Below are 13136 nucleotides of genomic sequence, written 5' to 3' on the forward strand. Positions count from 1 at the left end.
CCTCGGGGATGCCCAGGAGCATCCCGATCACCCGCATCGGCATCTCGGCGCCGACAGCCTCGACCAGGTCGAACCTCTCGGCGCCGGTCACGGGCTCAAGTGCCTTGCGGCAGAAGGCCCGTACGCGCGGTTCGAGGGTGGCGATCCGGCGGGGTGTGAACACCCGGGCGAGCAGGCGGCGGTGAATGTCGTGGACGGGCGGGTCCTCGAAGATGAGGGTGCCGGGCGGGAGTTCGACGTCCGCCTGGATGATCTCCAGGATGTCGCCGCGGGACGAGGAGAAGGTCTGCCAGTCCGCGAGCCCGCGCTGGACGTCCGCGTGACGGCTGACCGCGTAGAAGTCGTGCTTGTCGTTGTAGTAGAGCGGAGACTCCTCACGCAGTCGCGCGTAGAGGGGATAGGGGTCGCGGGCGAGGGCGGGATCGTAGGGGTCCCAGTAGATCGTGTCGGCCGTGGTCATGGCACAACTCCCTTGCTGTGCGGCTCACTTGATCAGGGCACCGGCGTCGATCGGCAGCGTCACGCCGGTGATGAAACGGGCCTCGTCGGAGGCGAGGAAGAGGACAGCGTTGCTGATGTCCAGCGACTCCACCCAGGGGGTGGGGAGCACGTGCATGCCCTGGGAGACCGCCGCGAAGTCGTCGACGGTGGGGTTCTCCAGGTCGGGGCGGAACATTCGGTACGTACCTTCGTGCATCACCATCGGTGTGTTGACCTGGGTGGGGTGCAGGGTGTTGACGCGGATGCCGTGCTGTCCCAACTCCCCTGCCATCGTGCGCATCAGGCCGACCACGCCGTGCTTGGCGGCGATGTAGTGGCCGATGTTGGCGTAGCCCTTCAGGCCGCCGACGGAGCTGGTCAGGATGATGGCGCCGCCCCGCCCGCCGGCGACGACGTGCGGGATGGCGACCTTGGCGGACAGCCATACGCCGGTGAGGTTGACGTCGATCATGTCGCGCCAGGTCTTCTCCTCCATGGCGTCGAGCGGGCCGCCGTCGCTGCCCAGACCGGCATTGGCCACCACGATGTCGAGGCGCCCGAATTCGGCGACTCCGTCGTCCACGGCCGCCTTCAGCGCGTCGTGATCGCGGACGTCCGCCTGCACGGCGTGAACACGACGGCCCAACTTCTCGACCTGCCTGACGGTTTCCTCCAGATCCTCGGGAGTGGACATCGCGAAGGTGACGCCGTCGAGCTGCTTGCACACGTCGACGGCGATGATGTCGGCGCCCTCCTCGGCCAACCGCACGGCATGACTGCGGCCCTGGCCACGGGCGGCACCGGTGATGAACGCGACCTTGCCTTCTACTCGTCCGGGCATGAGTGACCTCGGTTCCTGTGGTGAATGCGCATGAGGATGAGTTGCTGGTCGGTGAACACGGCCTGCACGCCGCCGAGTCGGATCGTCCGCGCACGTCGATCCCGGTGATGCCGGCCCGCGCGAGCGACCCATCGACATGGCCCTCCATTCACGCTGAACAGTTGTTCAACGCGGGCGCTGAACAACTGTTTAACAGCGCCCGCCGAGGCCGTCAAGCACAATGAGCGGCATGACTGCGCCTCGCCGTATGGGCACCGAGAACTCCAAGACGCGCCAGGTCCTGCTCGACGTGGCCGAGCGGCTGATGCTTGAGGAGGGTTATGCCTCCGTGGGCATCCGGCGGGTGGCTCGCGAGGCCGAGGTGGCGCCGGCGCTGGTTCTGTACTACTTCCGCACGCTGGACGATCTGTTCCTCGCGATGCTGCGGCGGCGCGGCACCCACGAAATGGAGCGGGTCGCCCGCCTGCTGGACGGCCCCCAGCCGCTGCACACCCTGTGGCGGATCGCCAGTCACCCGGGCAACGCGCTGACCACCGAGTTCGCCGCCCTGGCCAACCACCGCAAGTCGATCCGCACCGAACTCGCCGCCTTCGCCGACCGCTACCGCGAGGCACAACTGGCGGCGCTCACCCGACGGATCACGGAAACGGGCATCGAACTGCCGCCCGAGCTGTCTCCAGCCGTGCTGCTCATGCTGACGAACGCTCTGGGCCGGATCCTGATGATGGAGAACACGATGGGCATGACGACCCGCCACACCGAGGCCCTCGAATTCGTGGAGCGGTTCCTCCAGCGCTACGAGGGGCCACCGAAAACGGTTGAGGCAGTACGCCCTTGAGAGCAGGCGGCGGCTCAGTGCGCGGCGTGGTGGGTGCGACGGAAGGTGCCCGGTGTCGTGCCGGTGTGGCGGGTGAAGAACTTGCCGAAGTTGGTGGGTTCGGAGAAGCCCAGGCGGCGGGCGATGGCCGTGACGGGTGCGTCGGTGTGGGCGAGCAGCCGCTGGGCCTGGAGGGCGACGCGGGCGTCGATGACCTGTTTGACGGGCTGTCCGGTGGCGGCCAGGCAGGCGCGGGTGAGGGTCTTGACGGTGTAGCCCAGCCGGTGGGCGTAGTCCTCGGCGCGGCGGGTGGTGGCGTAGGAGCGTTCCAGTTCGGCGCGGAAGCGGGCGTAGACCTCGCTGCCGGTGTGCGGGTCGCCATCCGGTCCCGGCTGCGGCAGGCGGTCGATGTGCAACAGCACGGTGGCGAGCAGGAGTTGGAGAATCTCCTGCGACACGGTGCCGTCCGGGCGGGCGAACTCGGCGCGCAGCCTGCTCAGTAGGGCGGACAGGGTGGCGAAGTCGCCGCCGGTGCCCAGTTGTCGGCAGACGGGGCCGTACCACCCACGTACCAGGCGGTCAGTGCTCGCCAGGTGGGGCGGGAAGGTGGGGGTGAACAGCAGGTGGGTGCCCTGCATGGTGCCGGGGCGGCCGAAACGCTGGACCTGGCCGGGGCGGATCCACAGCAGGGTGCCGGGGCGGCACGGGTAGGTGACGAAGTCGACGGAGTGTTCCCCGCTGCCCGAGGTGATCAGGGTGACGGTGTGGAAGTCGACGCGGTGGACGCGCTGCAGGCTGCCGTCGGCCATCCGCGCGTGCAGACTCGCCAACTCGGTCAGCTCGAATCCGGCGACCGGCGCGGTGGGCGGGTTGAAGCCGAATCCGGGAATCGGTTCGTCCAGGGGGACGGCGGCGGCTTCGGAGGCCGACACGGGAGACCTCCCTCATGTCCGTGTTTGACCATCAGGAGTCGTCAGCGTATCTCGACCAGTCGCGGCGCACAGGTGACAGTGGAAGCAGCGATGGTTGATCGGATACCACCTGACCAGGAAGAAGCGCAGCATGAACGGCACTGTCACGGTCATCGACAAGGGCGCCGTCCGCGTCCACAGCTACATGGCACCGGACGACAGTCTGAATGTCACCACCCAGCTGATCGAGACCCCGGGCCGGATCGTGGCCGTCGACGCGCAGTACGCGCTGCGGTACGCCGACGAGGTCGTCGCCTACGCCAAGGGGCTGGGTAAGCCGATCGACCGGCTGATCGTCACGCACGCCCACCCCGACCACTTCCACGGCGCGGCCCGCTTCGAGGCGCCCGTGCACGCTCTCGCCGCCGTGCGCGACCAGATCGCCGCCCAAGGCGACGCCCAGGACCCGACCGGCACACTCATCCCGGTCACCGATGTCACGCCGACCGTCGAGATCAGCCCCGGTGTCGAGGTCATCGACGGCGTGCCCTTCGTCTTCGAGGCCGTGGCCGGCGGCGAGGCGGCCGACGAACTCGTCATCAGGCTGCCCGAGCAGAGCGTCCTGGTCGCCCAGGACCTCGTCTACCACGCCACTCACCTCTTCCTGGGCAACAACGACATCGCCGGCTGGCAGAAAGCGGTCGACGCCCTGGCCGCCGACACCTCGTACGACACGATCCTGGCCGGGCACGGCCTGCCCGCCACGCCGGGCGTCTACACCGAGTTGCGCGGCTACCTCGCCGCCGCGGGCGAACTGCTCGGCGACGACGGTGAGGCGTACAAGAAGACGATCCTGGAGCGCTACCCGTCGTACGGCGGCCAGTTCTTGATCGACATCGGCAACCAGTACCTCTTCGGCGCGCACGGCGCCTGATCCGCCGTACGACAACTGAACGGCACCAACGGCACTGCCGGACAAGGAAAGAGATCAAGGACATGAGCAGGATCGTGGTGTTCGGAGCCGCCGGGAAGGCCGGCTCCCGTGTCGTCGCCGAGGCTGTCGCACGTGGTCATGAGGTCACCGCGGTGGCCCGGGACCTCTCCCGGATCGCCCAGGCGCCCAGCGGGGTGCGGTTGGTGTCCGGCGACGTCACCGATCCCGAGTCGGTCACCGACCTGGCCAAGGGAGCCGACGCGCTGGTGCTGACTGTCGGCGGCCCGGACGCGCATCTGTACACCGCCGCCGTTGCCACCGTCGCCGGGGCCGTACGCGTCCTGGGCCCGGTCGGCCCGCGGGTCGTGCACATGGGCGGTGGCGCGAGCCTCCTCAACGCCGACGGTGTGCGCTTCTTCGACGCGCCTGACTTCCCCGAGGAGTTCAAGCCCTACGCCATCGGCCAGATCCAAGCCCTCGACGCCTACCTCGACCTCGGTGACGACGTCACCTGGACCTACCTCTCCCCACCGCCGGTGCACTTCGCTCCCGGCGAGCGCACGGGCCGCTACCGCACCGGCCTGGACCACCCGGTCACCGGCGCCGACGGCGAAACCCGCATCTCCTACGAGGACTACGCCGTAGCCCTCGTGGACGAGATCGAGGCCCCCGGACACCTCAACCGCCGCTTCACCGTGGGCTACTGAAGCCGTCACCGCAGCAGTGAGCGAACTGCGGGCGTCCTCCTTCTTGTCGTGGTCGACAAGAACTCCACGGCTGACCGGGACTCGTTGCCAGCGCGCACCACGAACTGCCGCGTGGTCAGAGGGGATCGGTGAACGAGATCGGCTTGCCGGTGGCGTGGGCGTATGCGATCTCCCTGCGCGTGGATTCGCCGATGTACCCGCCTGGGTTGACGACCAGAACCCGGTCAGCCAGGTCGATCTTGCGAAGGTGGAGGGCGCCCAGCGCGGTCTTCTGCTCGTCGGTGATCAACTCGTCTGCTTCGTGATCCTCGGCGCGCAGGAAGACGCCTGGCGCGACGACGATGACACCTGCGAGGGTCAACTCACGGTTCGCCGCGCTCATCTCGTCCACGAACCGGGTAGAGCCGCAGATGTAGACAATCTCGGGTCGGTCGGGCACGGCTTGGTCCTTCGGGTCGGGCGGGACATCGTCAGCGTGCGCGTAGCCATCAAGGACGGGCATACGAGCCAAAGTTTACGGAGCGAGATGGACACCCGCGGCTGCGCCGTCGCAGGCGGGGGCGTTGCCCGTGCTGTGGATGGGGTCTCATCCTGGCTGTCTGTAGCATCGGCGCGTGCCGGAGATGTGGATCGGTCTCGACAGCGCTGCCCGGCGTAGGAACTGGTGGTGGACCGGGGCCCTGACGCTGCTGTTCGCGGGCATGGCAGTAGCGACGGAGGCGACAGTCACGACGGGCCGCTGGTGGTGGGCTGGCGTCGTCGGTGTCCTTTGGCTGGCCTCGCTCTTCCAAATGATCAACCGCGGCTATGGCCGAACGCTCCTCGCGCCTGATCGGATCCAGTTCTCCACACTCGTCAGTCGCCGAGCGATCCCGTGGAGTGAGATCACCGGCATTGAGTCGCGCAGCCACCAGACACGCAGCGGGGCCTGGTGGGAGGCGCGCGTGCATCGGGCAAAAGGACGATCGCTCGCGATCCCGGGGTTCTTCACCAGTCGTCGCGGCGATGAGGTCTTCGAAGGCAACCTGGCGATGGTCCGCGAGTACTGAGCCCGTGCGACAGCCGCGGAGTAAGTCCCTTGACGCGCCTATTGGTTGAGGACGTTCAAGCCGCTGGCATCGGCAGCCGGGTGGACGGTCGTGGGGGTGAGCAAGACGGCGAGAGGGTGCGACGACTGTGGGCGTGATGTTCGGCCACTCCAGTGGGAGATTGGCAAGCCGTTGATCCGCCCGCGCGGGCGTGACCCCAGGGCAGTGGAAGATCGACGGTCGCCCGGTCGGAACCGGGGCACGCCCAGATCGCGCGCATGCGTGTCGACGGCACCGAGGTCGAGCAGCTCACCTTCGACCAGCGCGTGAACTGGTTTCCCCACCTGGCGCCCGATAGCGGCGCGGCCGTCTATCTGAGCTACCCGCCCGGAACCGTCGGCCATCCGGCCGACCGACTCGTCGAGATCCGGCTCGTCCGCGACGGGGGCTGGACCGCTGCCCGGACCATCCGCGAATTGCCGGGCGGCCAGGGCACCATCAACGTCAACAGTTGGGCCCCGGACGGGCGGAGATTCGCCTTCGTCGAGTATCCGTTCTCAGGTGTCCGACCTGGAAGGCGTGCCGCTCGGCACCCCGCTGCTGCCTCCCGGATAGCTGGCCAGGAAGTTGAATCTCTCCTCGGACCGTGATCCCGGCTCCGCCACGTAGACGAAGATCTCCACACCAGGGTCGGCCGTTATCGCGAGGCGTTCGTACCGCAAGGTGAGCTCGCCCACGACAGGGTGGTTGAACTGCTTCTCCGCTTTGCGGTGCAGGCGCACATTGTGGGTGGCCCAGAACGCGGAGAATTCCGCGGAGTGCGTGGAGAGTTCGCCGACTAGATCGGACAGGTCACGGTCGGATGGGTCGCGCCCGGCTTGTACGCGCAGGGCCGCGACGCATTCTTTGGCCGTGCGGTCCCAGTCGGCGAAGAATTCCTTGGCCCGCGGATCGAGATAGGTGAAACGGGCCACGTTCGCGGGTGCGTGTGATGTGAACATCGGCGCATAGAATTCCCGGCCTAGATGGTTCACGGCCAGTACGTCCTGGCGGCTGTTGACGACGAACGCGGCAGCGCCGTTCATCGCGTTGACCATCCACTCGATGCTCGGGCGCACAGCCTGTTTGGGCGGCCTGCGGCGCTTGCCGGTGGTCTGGCCTTTCGAGGCGCGAGCCAGGTCGAAGAGGTGCGCCCGCTCGGCCTCGTCGAGGCGAAGCGCGCCCGCGATCGCTTCGAGGATCTCCTCCGAGACACCCGTGAGGTTGCCGCGCTCCATCCGGTTGTAGTAGTCGATGCTGACCCCCGCCAGGGCCGCGACCTCTTCTCGCCGGAGCCCGGGGACCCGTCGCGGCCCGTAGGAGGCCAGGCCGACCTCCTCGGGCGTGATCTTCGCTCGCCGCGAGGTGATGAAATCCCGTATCTCGGTCTTCGCGTCCACAACCACGAGATTACTCCCGGAGCCGAGGCCGAGGGGTGCCCTGCTGGTACATGGATAAGCCCGACCTCCCAGTCCTCCCTGGAACGGTGTTTTCCTTGGGCTCAGGCCGAATTCGAGCGAGAAGACACGCTCGAAACGAACACCGTTACAGGGCCGATACAGGTCGATACAGGCCGATTCAGATCGACACAGGAGTACGAAGATGAACGTCATGAGGAATGGGATCGAAACCATGGCCGGTCCCGCCGAGGGATTCTCCGGAGACGTCTATATCGACGTCATCAGCAAGCCGTTGCCGCCCTCGCGGATCATGGGCGGAGTTGTCCACTTCACGCCTGGAGCGCGTACGGCATGGCACAGCCACCCTCTCGGCCAGACGATTTTCGGTACGGAGGGAGTCGGCCTCGTCCAGCGCGAGGGGGGACCGGTCGAAGAAATACGTCCGGGTGACCGCGTCTACATCGAGCCCGGCGAGAATCACTGGCACGGAGCCACCCCCACGTGCTTCCACGCCCAGATCGCCTACCAGGCGGCCGACGAGACCGGCAATCACACCGCTTGGGGTCGTCACCTCACCGAGGGCGAGTACCCCGGCTAGACCCGCCGTGGCCCCGGCACTCGCCTCAACGGCGAGTGCTCCGGCGGTAGTTGGGCGCCGTACGGCGGTCAGTCTCGGGGGTGTTCGCCGGGTTGAGGGCCGTAGCGCATCACATGGGTCGGGACCGTGATGCGCCGGGCGGCCGGGGGGTCGGAGTCCTGGTGGCTGAGGCGGTCGATGAGGAGACGTGCGGCCTGTCGGCCGATCTCGTCGGCGTCGTAGGAGACGAGTGTCAGGGGCAGGCCGAGGAGGTCGGAGTAGTCGAAGTCGTCGAAGCCGGCCAGGGGGAGGGTGGCGCCGGCCTTGTGCAGGGCGCGGATCGCGCCCTGGCTGATGCGGTTGTTCGTGCAGAACAGCGCTGTGGGGCCCTCGGGAAGGTCGAGGAGTTCGCGGACCGCTCGCTCAGCGGTCGCGGCGTCGACAAGGCCCTGCCGGATCAGGGTGTTGTCGGGCTCCACGGCGGACTCCTCGTGTGCTGCCCAGAAGCCGCGCAGGCGTTCCGCCCCCGTGTACAGCGCCGGCGGATTGCCGAGGAAGGCGATGCGGGTGTGTCCCTCGGCCAGGAGGCAGGCGGTGGCCTCGCGGGCGCCGTGGAAGTCCTCGACCAGCACACAGTCGGTGTCGAGTCCGGCGGGTGGCCGTGCGGCGAGGACGACCGGCACATGGCGCATGGCGTCGGCCAGGTGCTGCTGTCGACTGCCGGCGGGGACGACGATCAGGCCTTCGACCCGGTGCTCGATGAGACCGTCGACGAGACCGGGTTCGAGATCCGCCTGTTCGCCGGTGTTGCTGAGCAGCATCCGGAAGTCGTGTTCGGCGAGGACTTCCTGGACCCCGAGCGCGAGACGCGAATAGAAGGGGTTGGCAAGGTTGGTGACGACGAGACCGATCATCCTGCTGCCGCCGAGCCGTAGGCTGCGCGCGGTCTCGTTGAGGCGGTAGCCGAGACGGTCGACCGCGGCGAAGACCCGTTCGCGGGACGCTTCGGAGACCGCGGGGTCGTTCTTGAGGACCCGCGAGACTGTCATGGCGCTGACCTGCGCGAGTTTCCCGACGTCGTGCATGGTCGGCCCGCCGCCTCGGCGAGCGGTCATACCCCTTCTCCTTCTTGCGTCAGCCGTGGCGGTGTCCCGGACCTGGTCGATCCTCGACGCTCCGCGTTCGGTGTGTCCTGCGCCCAGTGGGCTGCTCCGATCAGAGGTGCCTCCGCCGGCTGCCCGGCCGGCAACACACGGACCGTCGTCGCGCCGGCCCGAACCAACCCTGCGGAGAACGCGGGGTGGATCAAGTCCCAGGACTGGGCCATGGATCCACCGATCACCACCGCAGTGGCCTCGAAGCGGTCGACCCACGGGGCAAGTGCCTCGCCGAGAGCTTCGAAAGCGTAGCGGAAGGCTTTCGCGGCGGCCTGGTTGCCCGCCATGGCCAGCGCGGCGATCTCGTGGACGTCAGGCAGGGATTCATGGACGTCAGGCAGGGATTCATGGGCGTCAGGCAGGGATTCATGGACGTCAGGCAGGGATTCATGGACGTCAAGCCGGGATTCATGGACGTCAAGCCGGGATTCATGGACGTCAGGCCGGGACCGATTCCCCGCGACGACATCGAGGCGGGCGTAGTGGGCGTACTGGGCGCGGATGGCACGGCGTGAGACGTACTCCTCCAGCGGCAGGTCGTCGCGCACGGTCAGCCGGTGCACGTGACCGCAGGGTGGCACCTGTGTGCCGTCGTGCACCGGCCGTCCGCCGCGCAGGAACGACGAGCCCACTCCCGTGCCCAGCGTCAGGCACACCACGCGCTCGTGCCCCGCCGCGGCTCCCGCGTGATACTCGCCGAGGGCGAAGGCATCGGCGTCGTTGAGGAAGCGCAGGTGTTCGGCCCGGTGAGCCAGCCGCCCACGCAGTCCGGCCCCGACGTCGACACCGGACAGGGCCTCGAACTTCCCGACGCCCGTGAAGCGGCCCACCCCGGTGTCGTAGTCGAAGGGGCCCGGTATGGCCACGCCCCAGATCGGCCCGTGCTCGGCGGGCAGTTCCAGGGCGGCCAGGGCGATGGCGTCGAGGATGCTGTCGGCCGCGGCGCCGGAGCCCAGGGGTCTGCGGAGCACCGAGGACGGGAGGGGACGGCCGGTCGCGGGGTCGACCAGGGCGGCGGTGACATGTGTCCCGCCGATGTCGAGCACGGGGATCGGCGCACCGATCCGCCGTGTAGCACCGGTCCGTTGAGAGACGCCGGCCCGCCGAGTGGTACTCGCCCGCCTAGTAGCACCGGCCCCCTGAGCGGCATCGCTCACGGCTCGACCACCAGGGCCTTGACGATGTGCACTTCGTCGCCGCCCACCGCGCGGATGCGATAGGGGCCGGCCGCGGCGGGCACGGTGATCGTCTCCGCGAAAGCCAGGAAGCGGCTGCCTCCGTCGTGGGTCTCGATGACGGCGCCCTGGCCCGCGGAGACGTTGAGGATGTGGAAGCGGCCGGCGGTGTCGTCGGCGATGCCGGCATCCGGGGCCACGACCAGGCGGTGCACCGCGTAGAACATCTCCGGCAGCGCACCGATGACCTCCTCGCGCCAGCCCTCGCCCGCGCGCAGGGTGCGCGGCTGCTGGATCAGCTCCTTCGTCACGTCCTCCCCGCGCCGAGCGGTGTCCAGGTTGGCGAAGCCGTGTTCGTAGGGCAACGGTCGGGAGGCACCGGCGGCATCTTTGCGGAGCCAGTCGTAGAAACGCAGCGAGTACAGGTACGGGGTCGCGCTCACCTCCAGCACCAGGTTGCCCGCCCCGGAGGCGTGCGGGGTGCCCGCGGGGATCATGAACAGCTGGCCGACGGTGGCCGGGTGGATCTGGACGTGGTCCTCGACGGGCAGGGGGGTGCCCTGTGCGATGGCGTCCTCCACCTGGCGGCGCATGACGTCGAGATCCGCGTGCTCGGTGAGCCCGAGGAAGACTTGGGCGCCGGGCTCGCTGGCGGTGACGTAGTACGTCTCGTGTTGGGTGTACGGCCAGCCGAAGACCTCCCGCATGTACTGCTCCCGCGGGTGGCAGTGCAGGGAGAGATTGCCGCCTCCGATCGTGTCGAGGTAGTCGAACCGGATCGGGAAGGAGGTACCGAAGGCGCGGTGGACTTCCTCGCCGAGCATGGCCTTCGGGTGCAGGACACAGAGGAGTTGGAAGGGGACCTCGACCTGTGGCCCGTCCTTGTCGCCGATGAGGACTCCCGCTTCGGGGGCGATCAGTTCGTAGCCGAGTGCGGTGTTGCCGGCCTGCGGGGTGAAACCGAGTTCGCTCGCTGCCCAATGGCCGCCCCAGGGAGTGGAGTTGAAGTAGGGGCGCGTGCGTACGGGCCCGCGGGCCAGGTGTTCCAGGGTGCTGCGCAGGGCTGTGCCGTCCAGTGAGGTGGGGGTTGTCGCGTCCTGTACGTCGATCCACCGGTCGACGTGGGTCGCGTGCGCGTCGCGGTGGCGGTCCAGCACGGGCCAGTCGGTGTAGAACAGCCGCACCAGGTGGCCCGGTTCGTCGAGGCGGGCGAGGTTGACGCCCACCGGCAGCTGACCGTGTGCCACGGCGGCTTCGGCGTACCGTTTCGGCAGGTCCGCATACCACAGCAGATCGGGCTCGCACAGTGCCGCGCCCGGTCCGAACACCACCACCACGTCGTCGTCCGGGAGTCTGACCTCCTGGGGGACGGAGTCGAAGAGGTCGGCGACCAGAGCCTCGGACAGGGGAGTGAAGAAGGGGTCGTCGGCGGGGACGGGCCGGGCGGCTATCCGCTCGGCAGCCGCCGGTGCGTAGTGGCGGCGGACATCCACCAACTTCACCTGCCGCCCGGCGGATCGGACGGCCGCGGACAGTCCTTCGGCCAGCGCGTCCCAGTCCAGTGCGGCAGGGCCGTCCACGGACAGTGTGAGCGGAGCGGCAGGCAGCCCGGCGACCGCTGCCGGCCAGCCTGCGGCCACCTGTCCGTCCACGGGCTCATAGCTGGGGTTCGGATCGTACGAACGAGACGGGCTCGACACATCTTCTCCTTGGCTGGGCTCCACGAGGGAAGTTAACGATAACATTCGCCGTCTAGAGTGGACCGTGCCTCGGATCGCAGGGATTCTTCTCCCACTCCCTGCATTTGAACTGCTGCTATGCGACAACCAAGGCTCGGCTGTGGCGCCAGATGTGACGTCCCCTTGCCGCTTCCGGGATGTTGTCGTTAACCCACCAACGCGTTCGCCCCTCGGCTACCTCGGGTCGCGGTTGAACTTGGCCTTGGACCAGAAGTAGCCGATCGCGGTCATGGCCAGGCACCAGCCGACGGCGAGGAGTGCGTTCTTGGTGCCGATCTCGGTGCCGAGGAGGAGGCCGCGGAGGGTTTCGATGGCGGGTGAGAAGGGCTGGTATTCGGCGAACCAGCGGAACCAGCCGGGCATGGCGTCGACGGGGACGAAGGCGCTGGACAGGAAGGGCAGCATGATCAGGGGGGTGCCGATGTTGCTGGCGCCCTCGGGGTTGGGGCTGATCAGTCCGATGCCGACCGCGAGCCAGGTGAGGGCGAGGGCGACCAGGGCCATCAGTCCTGCCGCGGCGATCCATTCCACGGGTGAGGCGTCGGGCCGGAAGCCGATGGCCAGTCCGATGCCCAGGACGAGGACGAGGGCCATCATGGTCTGGATGACGCTGCCGATGACGTGGCCGATGAGTACGGAGGCGCGGGAGATGGCCATGGTGCGGAAGCGGGCCATGATGCCTTCGGTCATGTCGGTGCAGACGGCGACGGCGGTGCCGAGTGAGGTCATGGCGACGGTGAGGAAGAGGATGCCGGGCACGAGGTAGGCGATGTATTCGGAGCGGTCGGCGGGGCCGCCGGTGATGCCGGCGCTCATCACGTTGCCGAAGACGTAGACGAACAGCAGGAGGAGGATGACGGGGGTGAGCAGGAGGTTGAGGGTGAGGGAGGGGTAGCGGCGGGCGTGCAGGAGGTTGCGCCGCAGCATGGTCATGTTGTCGCGGAAGGCGTAGGTCGCGGTACTCATCGGACGGTCTCCTTGTTGGTTGCGGTGAGGGCGAAGAACACGTCGTCCAAGTCGGGCGTGTGTACGGAGAGTTCGTCGGCCTCGATGCCGGCCGCGTCCAGCCAGTCCAGGACGGAGCGGAGCTCGCGCTGCGTGCCGTCGCTGGGAATCTGCAGCGCCAGCGCCTCGTCGTCACGGGTGACCTCCTTGAGCGCGGCGGCGGCGCTCTGGTAGGCGGTCGGGTCGGAGAAGCGAAGGCGGACGTGACCGCCGGGGATCAGCCGCTTGAGTTCGGCCGCGCTGCCCTCGGCGACCAGCTTGCCGTTGTTCAGCACGGCGATGCGGTCGGCGAGTTGGTCGGCCTCCTCCAGGTACTGGGTGGTGAG

The 13136-nt window shown here is 68.3% G+C and carries 14 protein-coding genes and 2 pseudogenes; 6 read left to right on the forward strand and 10 right to left on the reverse strand.

Annotated elements, in window-relative coordinates; translation table 11 throughout:
- A pseudogene (locus tag ACWDR3_RS44540) lies at positions 1-460 on the reverse strand (cytochrome P450); the annotation flags it as partial.
- A 24-nt stretch (positions 461-484) separates the two neighbouring features.
- Positions 485-1321: a mycofactocin-coupled SDR family oxidoreductase gene (locus ACWDR3_RS44545; RefSeq protein ID WP_450358412.1), complete on the reverse strand. Its 837-nt coding sequence runs from the start codon at positions 1319-1321 to the stop codon at positions 485-487.
- Positions 1322-1341: 20 nt separating this feature from the next.
- Between ACWDR3_RS44545 and ACWDR3_RS44550 the strand changes: the two genes are divergently transcribed.
- Together ACWDR3_RS44550 and ACWDR3_RS44555 are read left to right on the forward strand one after the other, a co-directional pair.
- A complete protein-coding gene (locus ACWDR3_RS44550) occupies positions 1342-1545 on the forward strand; it encodes a hypothetical protein (RefSeq protein ID WP_450358413.1) in 204 nt (67 codons plus the stop codon).
- 5 nt (positions 1546-1550) lie between these two features.
- Positions 1551-2159, forward strand: a complete 609-nt coding sequence (locus ACWDR3_RS44555; protein ID WP_450358414.1) for a TetR/AcrR family transcriptional regulator — start codon at positions 1551-1553, stop codon at positions 2157-2159.
- 14 nt (positions 2160-2173) lie between these two features.
- Here the strand turns inward: ACWDR3_RS44555 and ACWDR3_RS44560 are convergent, their stop codons facing one another.
- On the reverse strand, positions 2174-3070 hold the full coding sequence (locus tag ACWDR3_RS44560) for an AraC family transcriptional regulator (RefSeq protein ID WP_450358415.1): 897 nt from the start codon (positions 3068-3070) through the stop codon (positions 2174-2176).
- Between the two features lie 130 nt (positions 3071-3200).
- Between ACWDR3_RS44560 and ACWDR3_RS44565 the strand changes: the two genes are divergently transcribed.
- Together ACWDR3_RS44565 and ACWDR3_RS44570 are read left to right on the forward strand one after the other, a co-directional pair.
- Positions 3201-3983: an MBL fold metallo-hydrolase gene (locus ACWDR3_RS44565; RefSeq protein ID WP_450358416.1), complete on the forward strand. Its 783-nt coding sequence runs from the start codon at positions 3201-3203 to the stop codon at positions 3981-3983.
- Positions 3984-4045: 62 nt separating this feature from the next.
- Entirely contained in the window at positions 4046-4690 is a 645-nt protein-coding gene (locus tag ACWDR3_RS44570; protein WP_450358417.1) for an NAD(P)-dependent oxidoreductase, read from the forward strand.
- A gap of 115 nt (positions 4691-4805) precedes the next feature.
- Here the strand turns inward: ACWDR3_RS44570 and ACWDR3_RS44575 are convergent, their stop codons facing one another.
- Positions 4806-5192 (reverse strand): hypothetical protein, encoded by a 387-nt coding sequence (locus ACWDR3_RS44575; protein WP_450358418.1) that lies wholly within the window; start codon positions 5190-5192, stop codon positions 4806-4808.
- A 121-nt stretch (positions 5193-5313) separates the two neighbouring features.
- On the opposite strand from ACWDR3_RS44575, the gene ACWDR3_RS44580 reads away from it, so the two are divergent.
- Positions 5314-5739, forward strand: a complete 426-nt coding sequence (locus ACWDR3_RS44580; RefSeq protein WP_450358424.1) for a hypothetical protein — start codon at positions 5314-5316, stop codon at positions 5737-5739.
- Between the two features lie 536 nt (positions 5740-6275).
- Here ACWDR3_RS44580 and ACWDR3_RS44585 read toward each other — a convergent pair.
- Positions 6276-7157: a helix-turn-helix transcriptional regulator gene (locus ACWDR3_RS44585; protein ID WP_450358419.1), complete on the reverse strand. Its 882-nt coding sequence runs from the start codon at positions 7155-7157 to the stop codon at positions 6276-6278.
- Between the two features lie 211 nt (positions 7158-7368).
- On the opposite strand from ACWDR3_RS44585, the gene ACWDR3_RS44590 reads away from it, so the two are divergent.
- Positions 7369-7755, forward strand: a complete 387-nt coding sequence (locus tag ACWDR3_RS44590; RefSeq protein WP_450358420.1) for a (R)-mandelonitrile lyase — start codon at positions 7369-7371, stop codon at positions 7753-7755.
- 68 nt (positions 7756-7823) lie between these two features.
- Here the strand turns inward: ACWDR3_RS44590 and ACWDR3_RS44595 are convergent, their stop codons facing one another.
- From ACWDR3_RS44595 to ACWDR3_RS44615, 5 genes and pseudogenes are all read right to left on the reverse strand, one after another.
- The gene (locus ACWDR3_RS44595; protein WP_450358421.1) at positions 7824-8849 is read right to left on the reverse strand and encodes a LacI family DNA-binding transcriptional regulator; all 1026 of its coding nucleotides are present in this window, start codon (positions 8847-8849) and stop codon (positions 7824-7826) included.
- Positions 8846-9943, reverse strand: coding sequence for an ROK family protein (locus tag ACWDR3_RS44600; RefSeq protein ID WP_450358425.1), 1098 nt, complete (start codon positions 9941-9943; stop codon positions 8846-8848). Before ACWDR3_RS44600 ends, ACWDR3_RS44595 begins: the two co-directional genes overlap by 4 nt.
- Positions 9944-10044: 101 nt before the next feature.
- A complete protein-coding gene (locus ACWDR3_RS44605; RefSeq protein ID WP_450358422.1) occupies positions 10045-11766 on the reverse strand; it encodes a class I mannose-6-phosphate isomerase in 1722 nt (573 codons plus the stop codon).
- Positions 11767-11979: 213 nt separating this feature from the next.
- A complete protein-coding gene (locus ACWDR3_RS44610) occupies positions 11980-12771 on the reverse strand; it encodes an ABC transporter permease (RefSeq protein WP_450358423.1) in 792 nt (263 codons plus the stop codon).
- Positions 12768-13136, reverse strand: a pseudogene (locus ACWDR3_RS44615) (ABC transporter); the annotation flags it as partial. The pseudogene ACWDR3_RS44615 and the gene ACWDR3_RS44610, both read right to left, overlap by 4 nt.

It is taken from the genome of Streptomyces sp. NPDC001002 (assembly GCF_053599215.1).

Excerpts from the sequence above, each read along its gene's own strand:
- ACWDR3_RS44555 (WP_450358414.1), top strand. The coding sequence starts at position 1,551 with ATGACTGCGCCTCGCCGTATGGGCACCGAGAACTCCAAGACGCGCCAG.
- ACWDR3_RS44570 (WP_450358417.1), top strand. The coding sequence starts at position 4,046 with ATGAGCAGGATCGTGGTGTTCGGAGCCGCCGGGAAGGCCGGCTCCCGT.
- ACWDR3_RS44565 (WP_450358416.1), top strand. The coding sequence starts at position 3,201 with ATGAACGGCACTGTCACGGTCATCGACAAGGGCGCCGTCCGCGTCCAC.
- ACWDR3_RS44580 (WP_450358424.1), top strand. The coding sequence starts at position 5,314 with ATGTGGATCGGTCTCGACAGCGCTGCCCGGCGTAGGAACTGGTGGTGG.
- ACWDR3_RS44590 (WP_450358420.1), top strand. The coding sequence starts at position 7,369 with ATGAGGAATGGGATCGAAACCATGGCCGGTCCCGCCGAGGGATTCTCC.
- ACWDR3_RS44575 (WP_450358418.1), bottom strand. The coding sequence starts at position 5,192 with ATGCCCGTCCTTGATGGCTACGCGCACGCTGACGATGTCCCGCCCGAC.
- ACWDR3_RS44545 (WP_450358412.1), bottom strand. The coding sequence starts at position 1,321 with ATGCCCGGACGAGTAGAAGGCAAGGTCGCGTTCATCACCGGTGCCGCC.
- ACWDR3_RS44610 (WP_450358423.1), bottom strand. The coding sequence starts at position 12,771 with ATGAGTACCGCGACCTACGCCTTCCGCGACAACATGACCATGCTGCGG.
- ACWDR3_RS44595 (WP_450358421.1), bottom strand. The coding sequence starts at position 8,849 with ATGACCGCTCGCCGAGGCGGCGGGCCGACCATGCACGACGTCGGGAAA.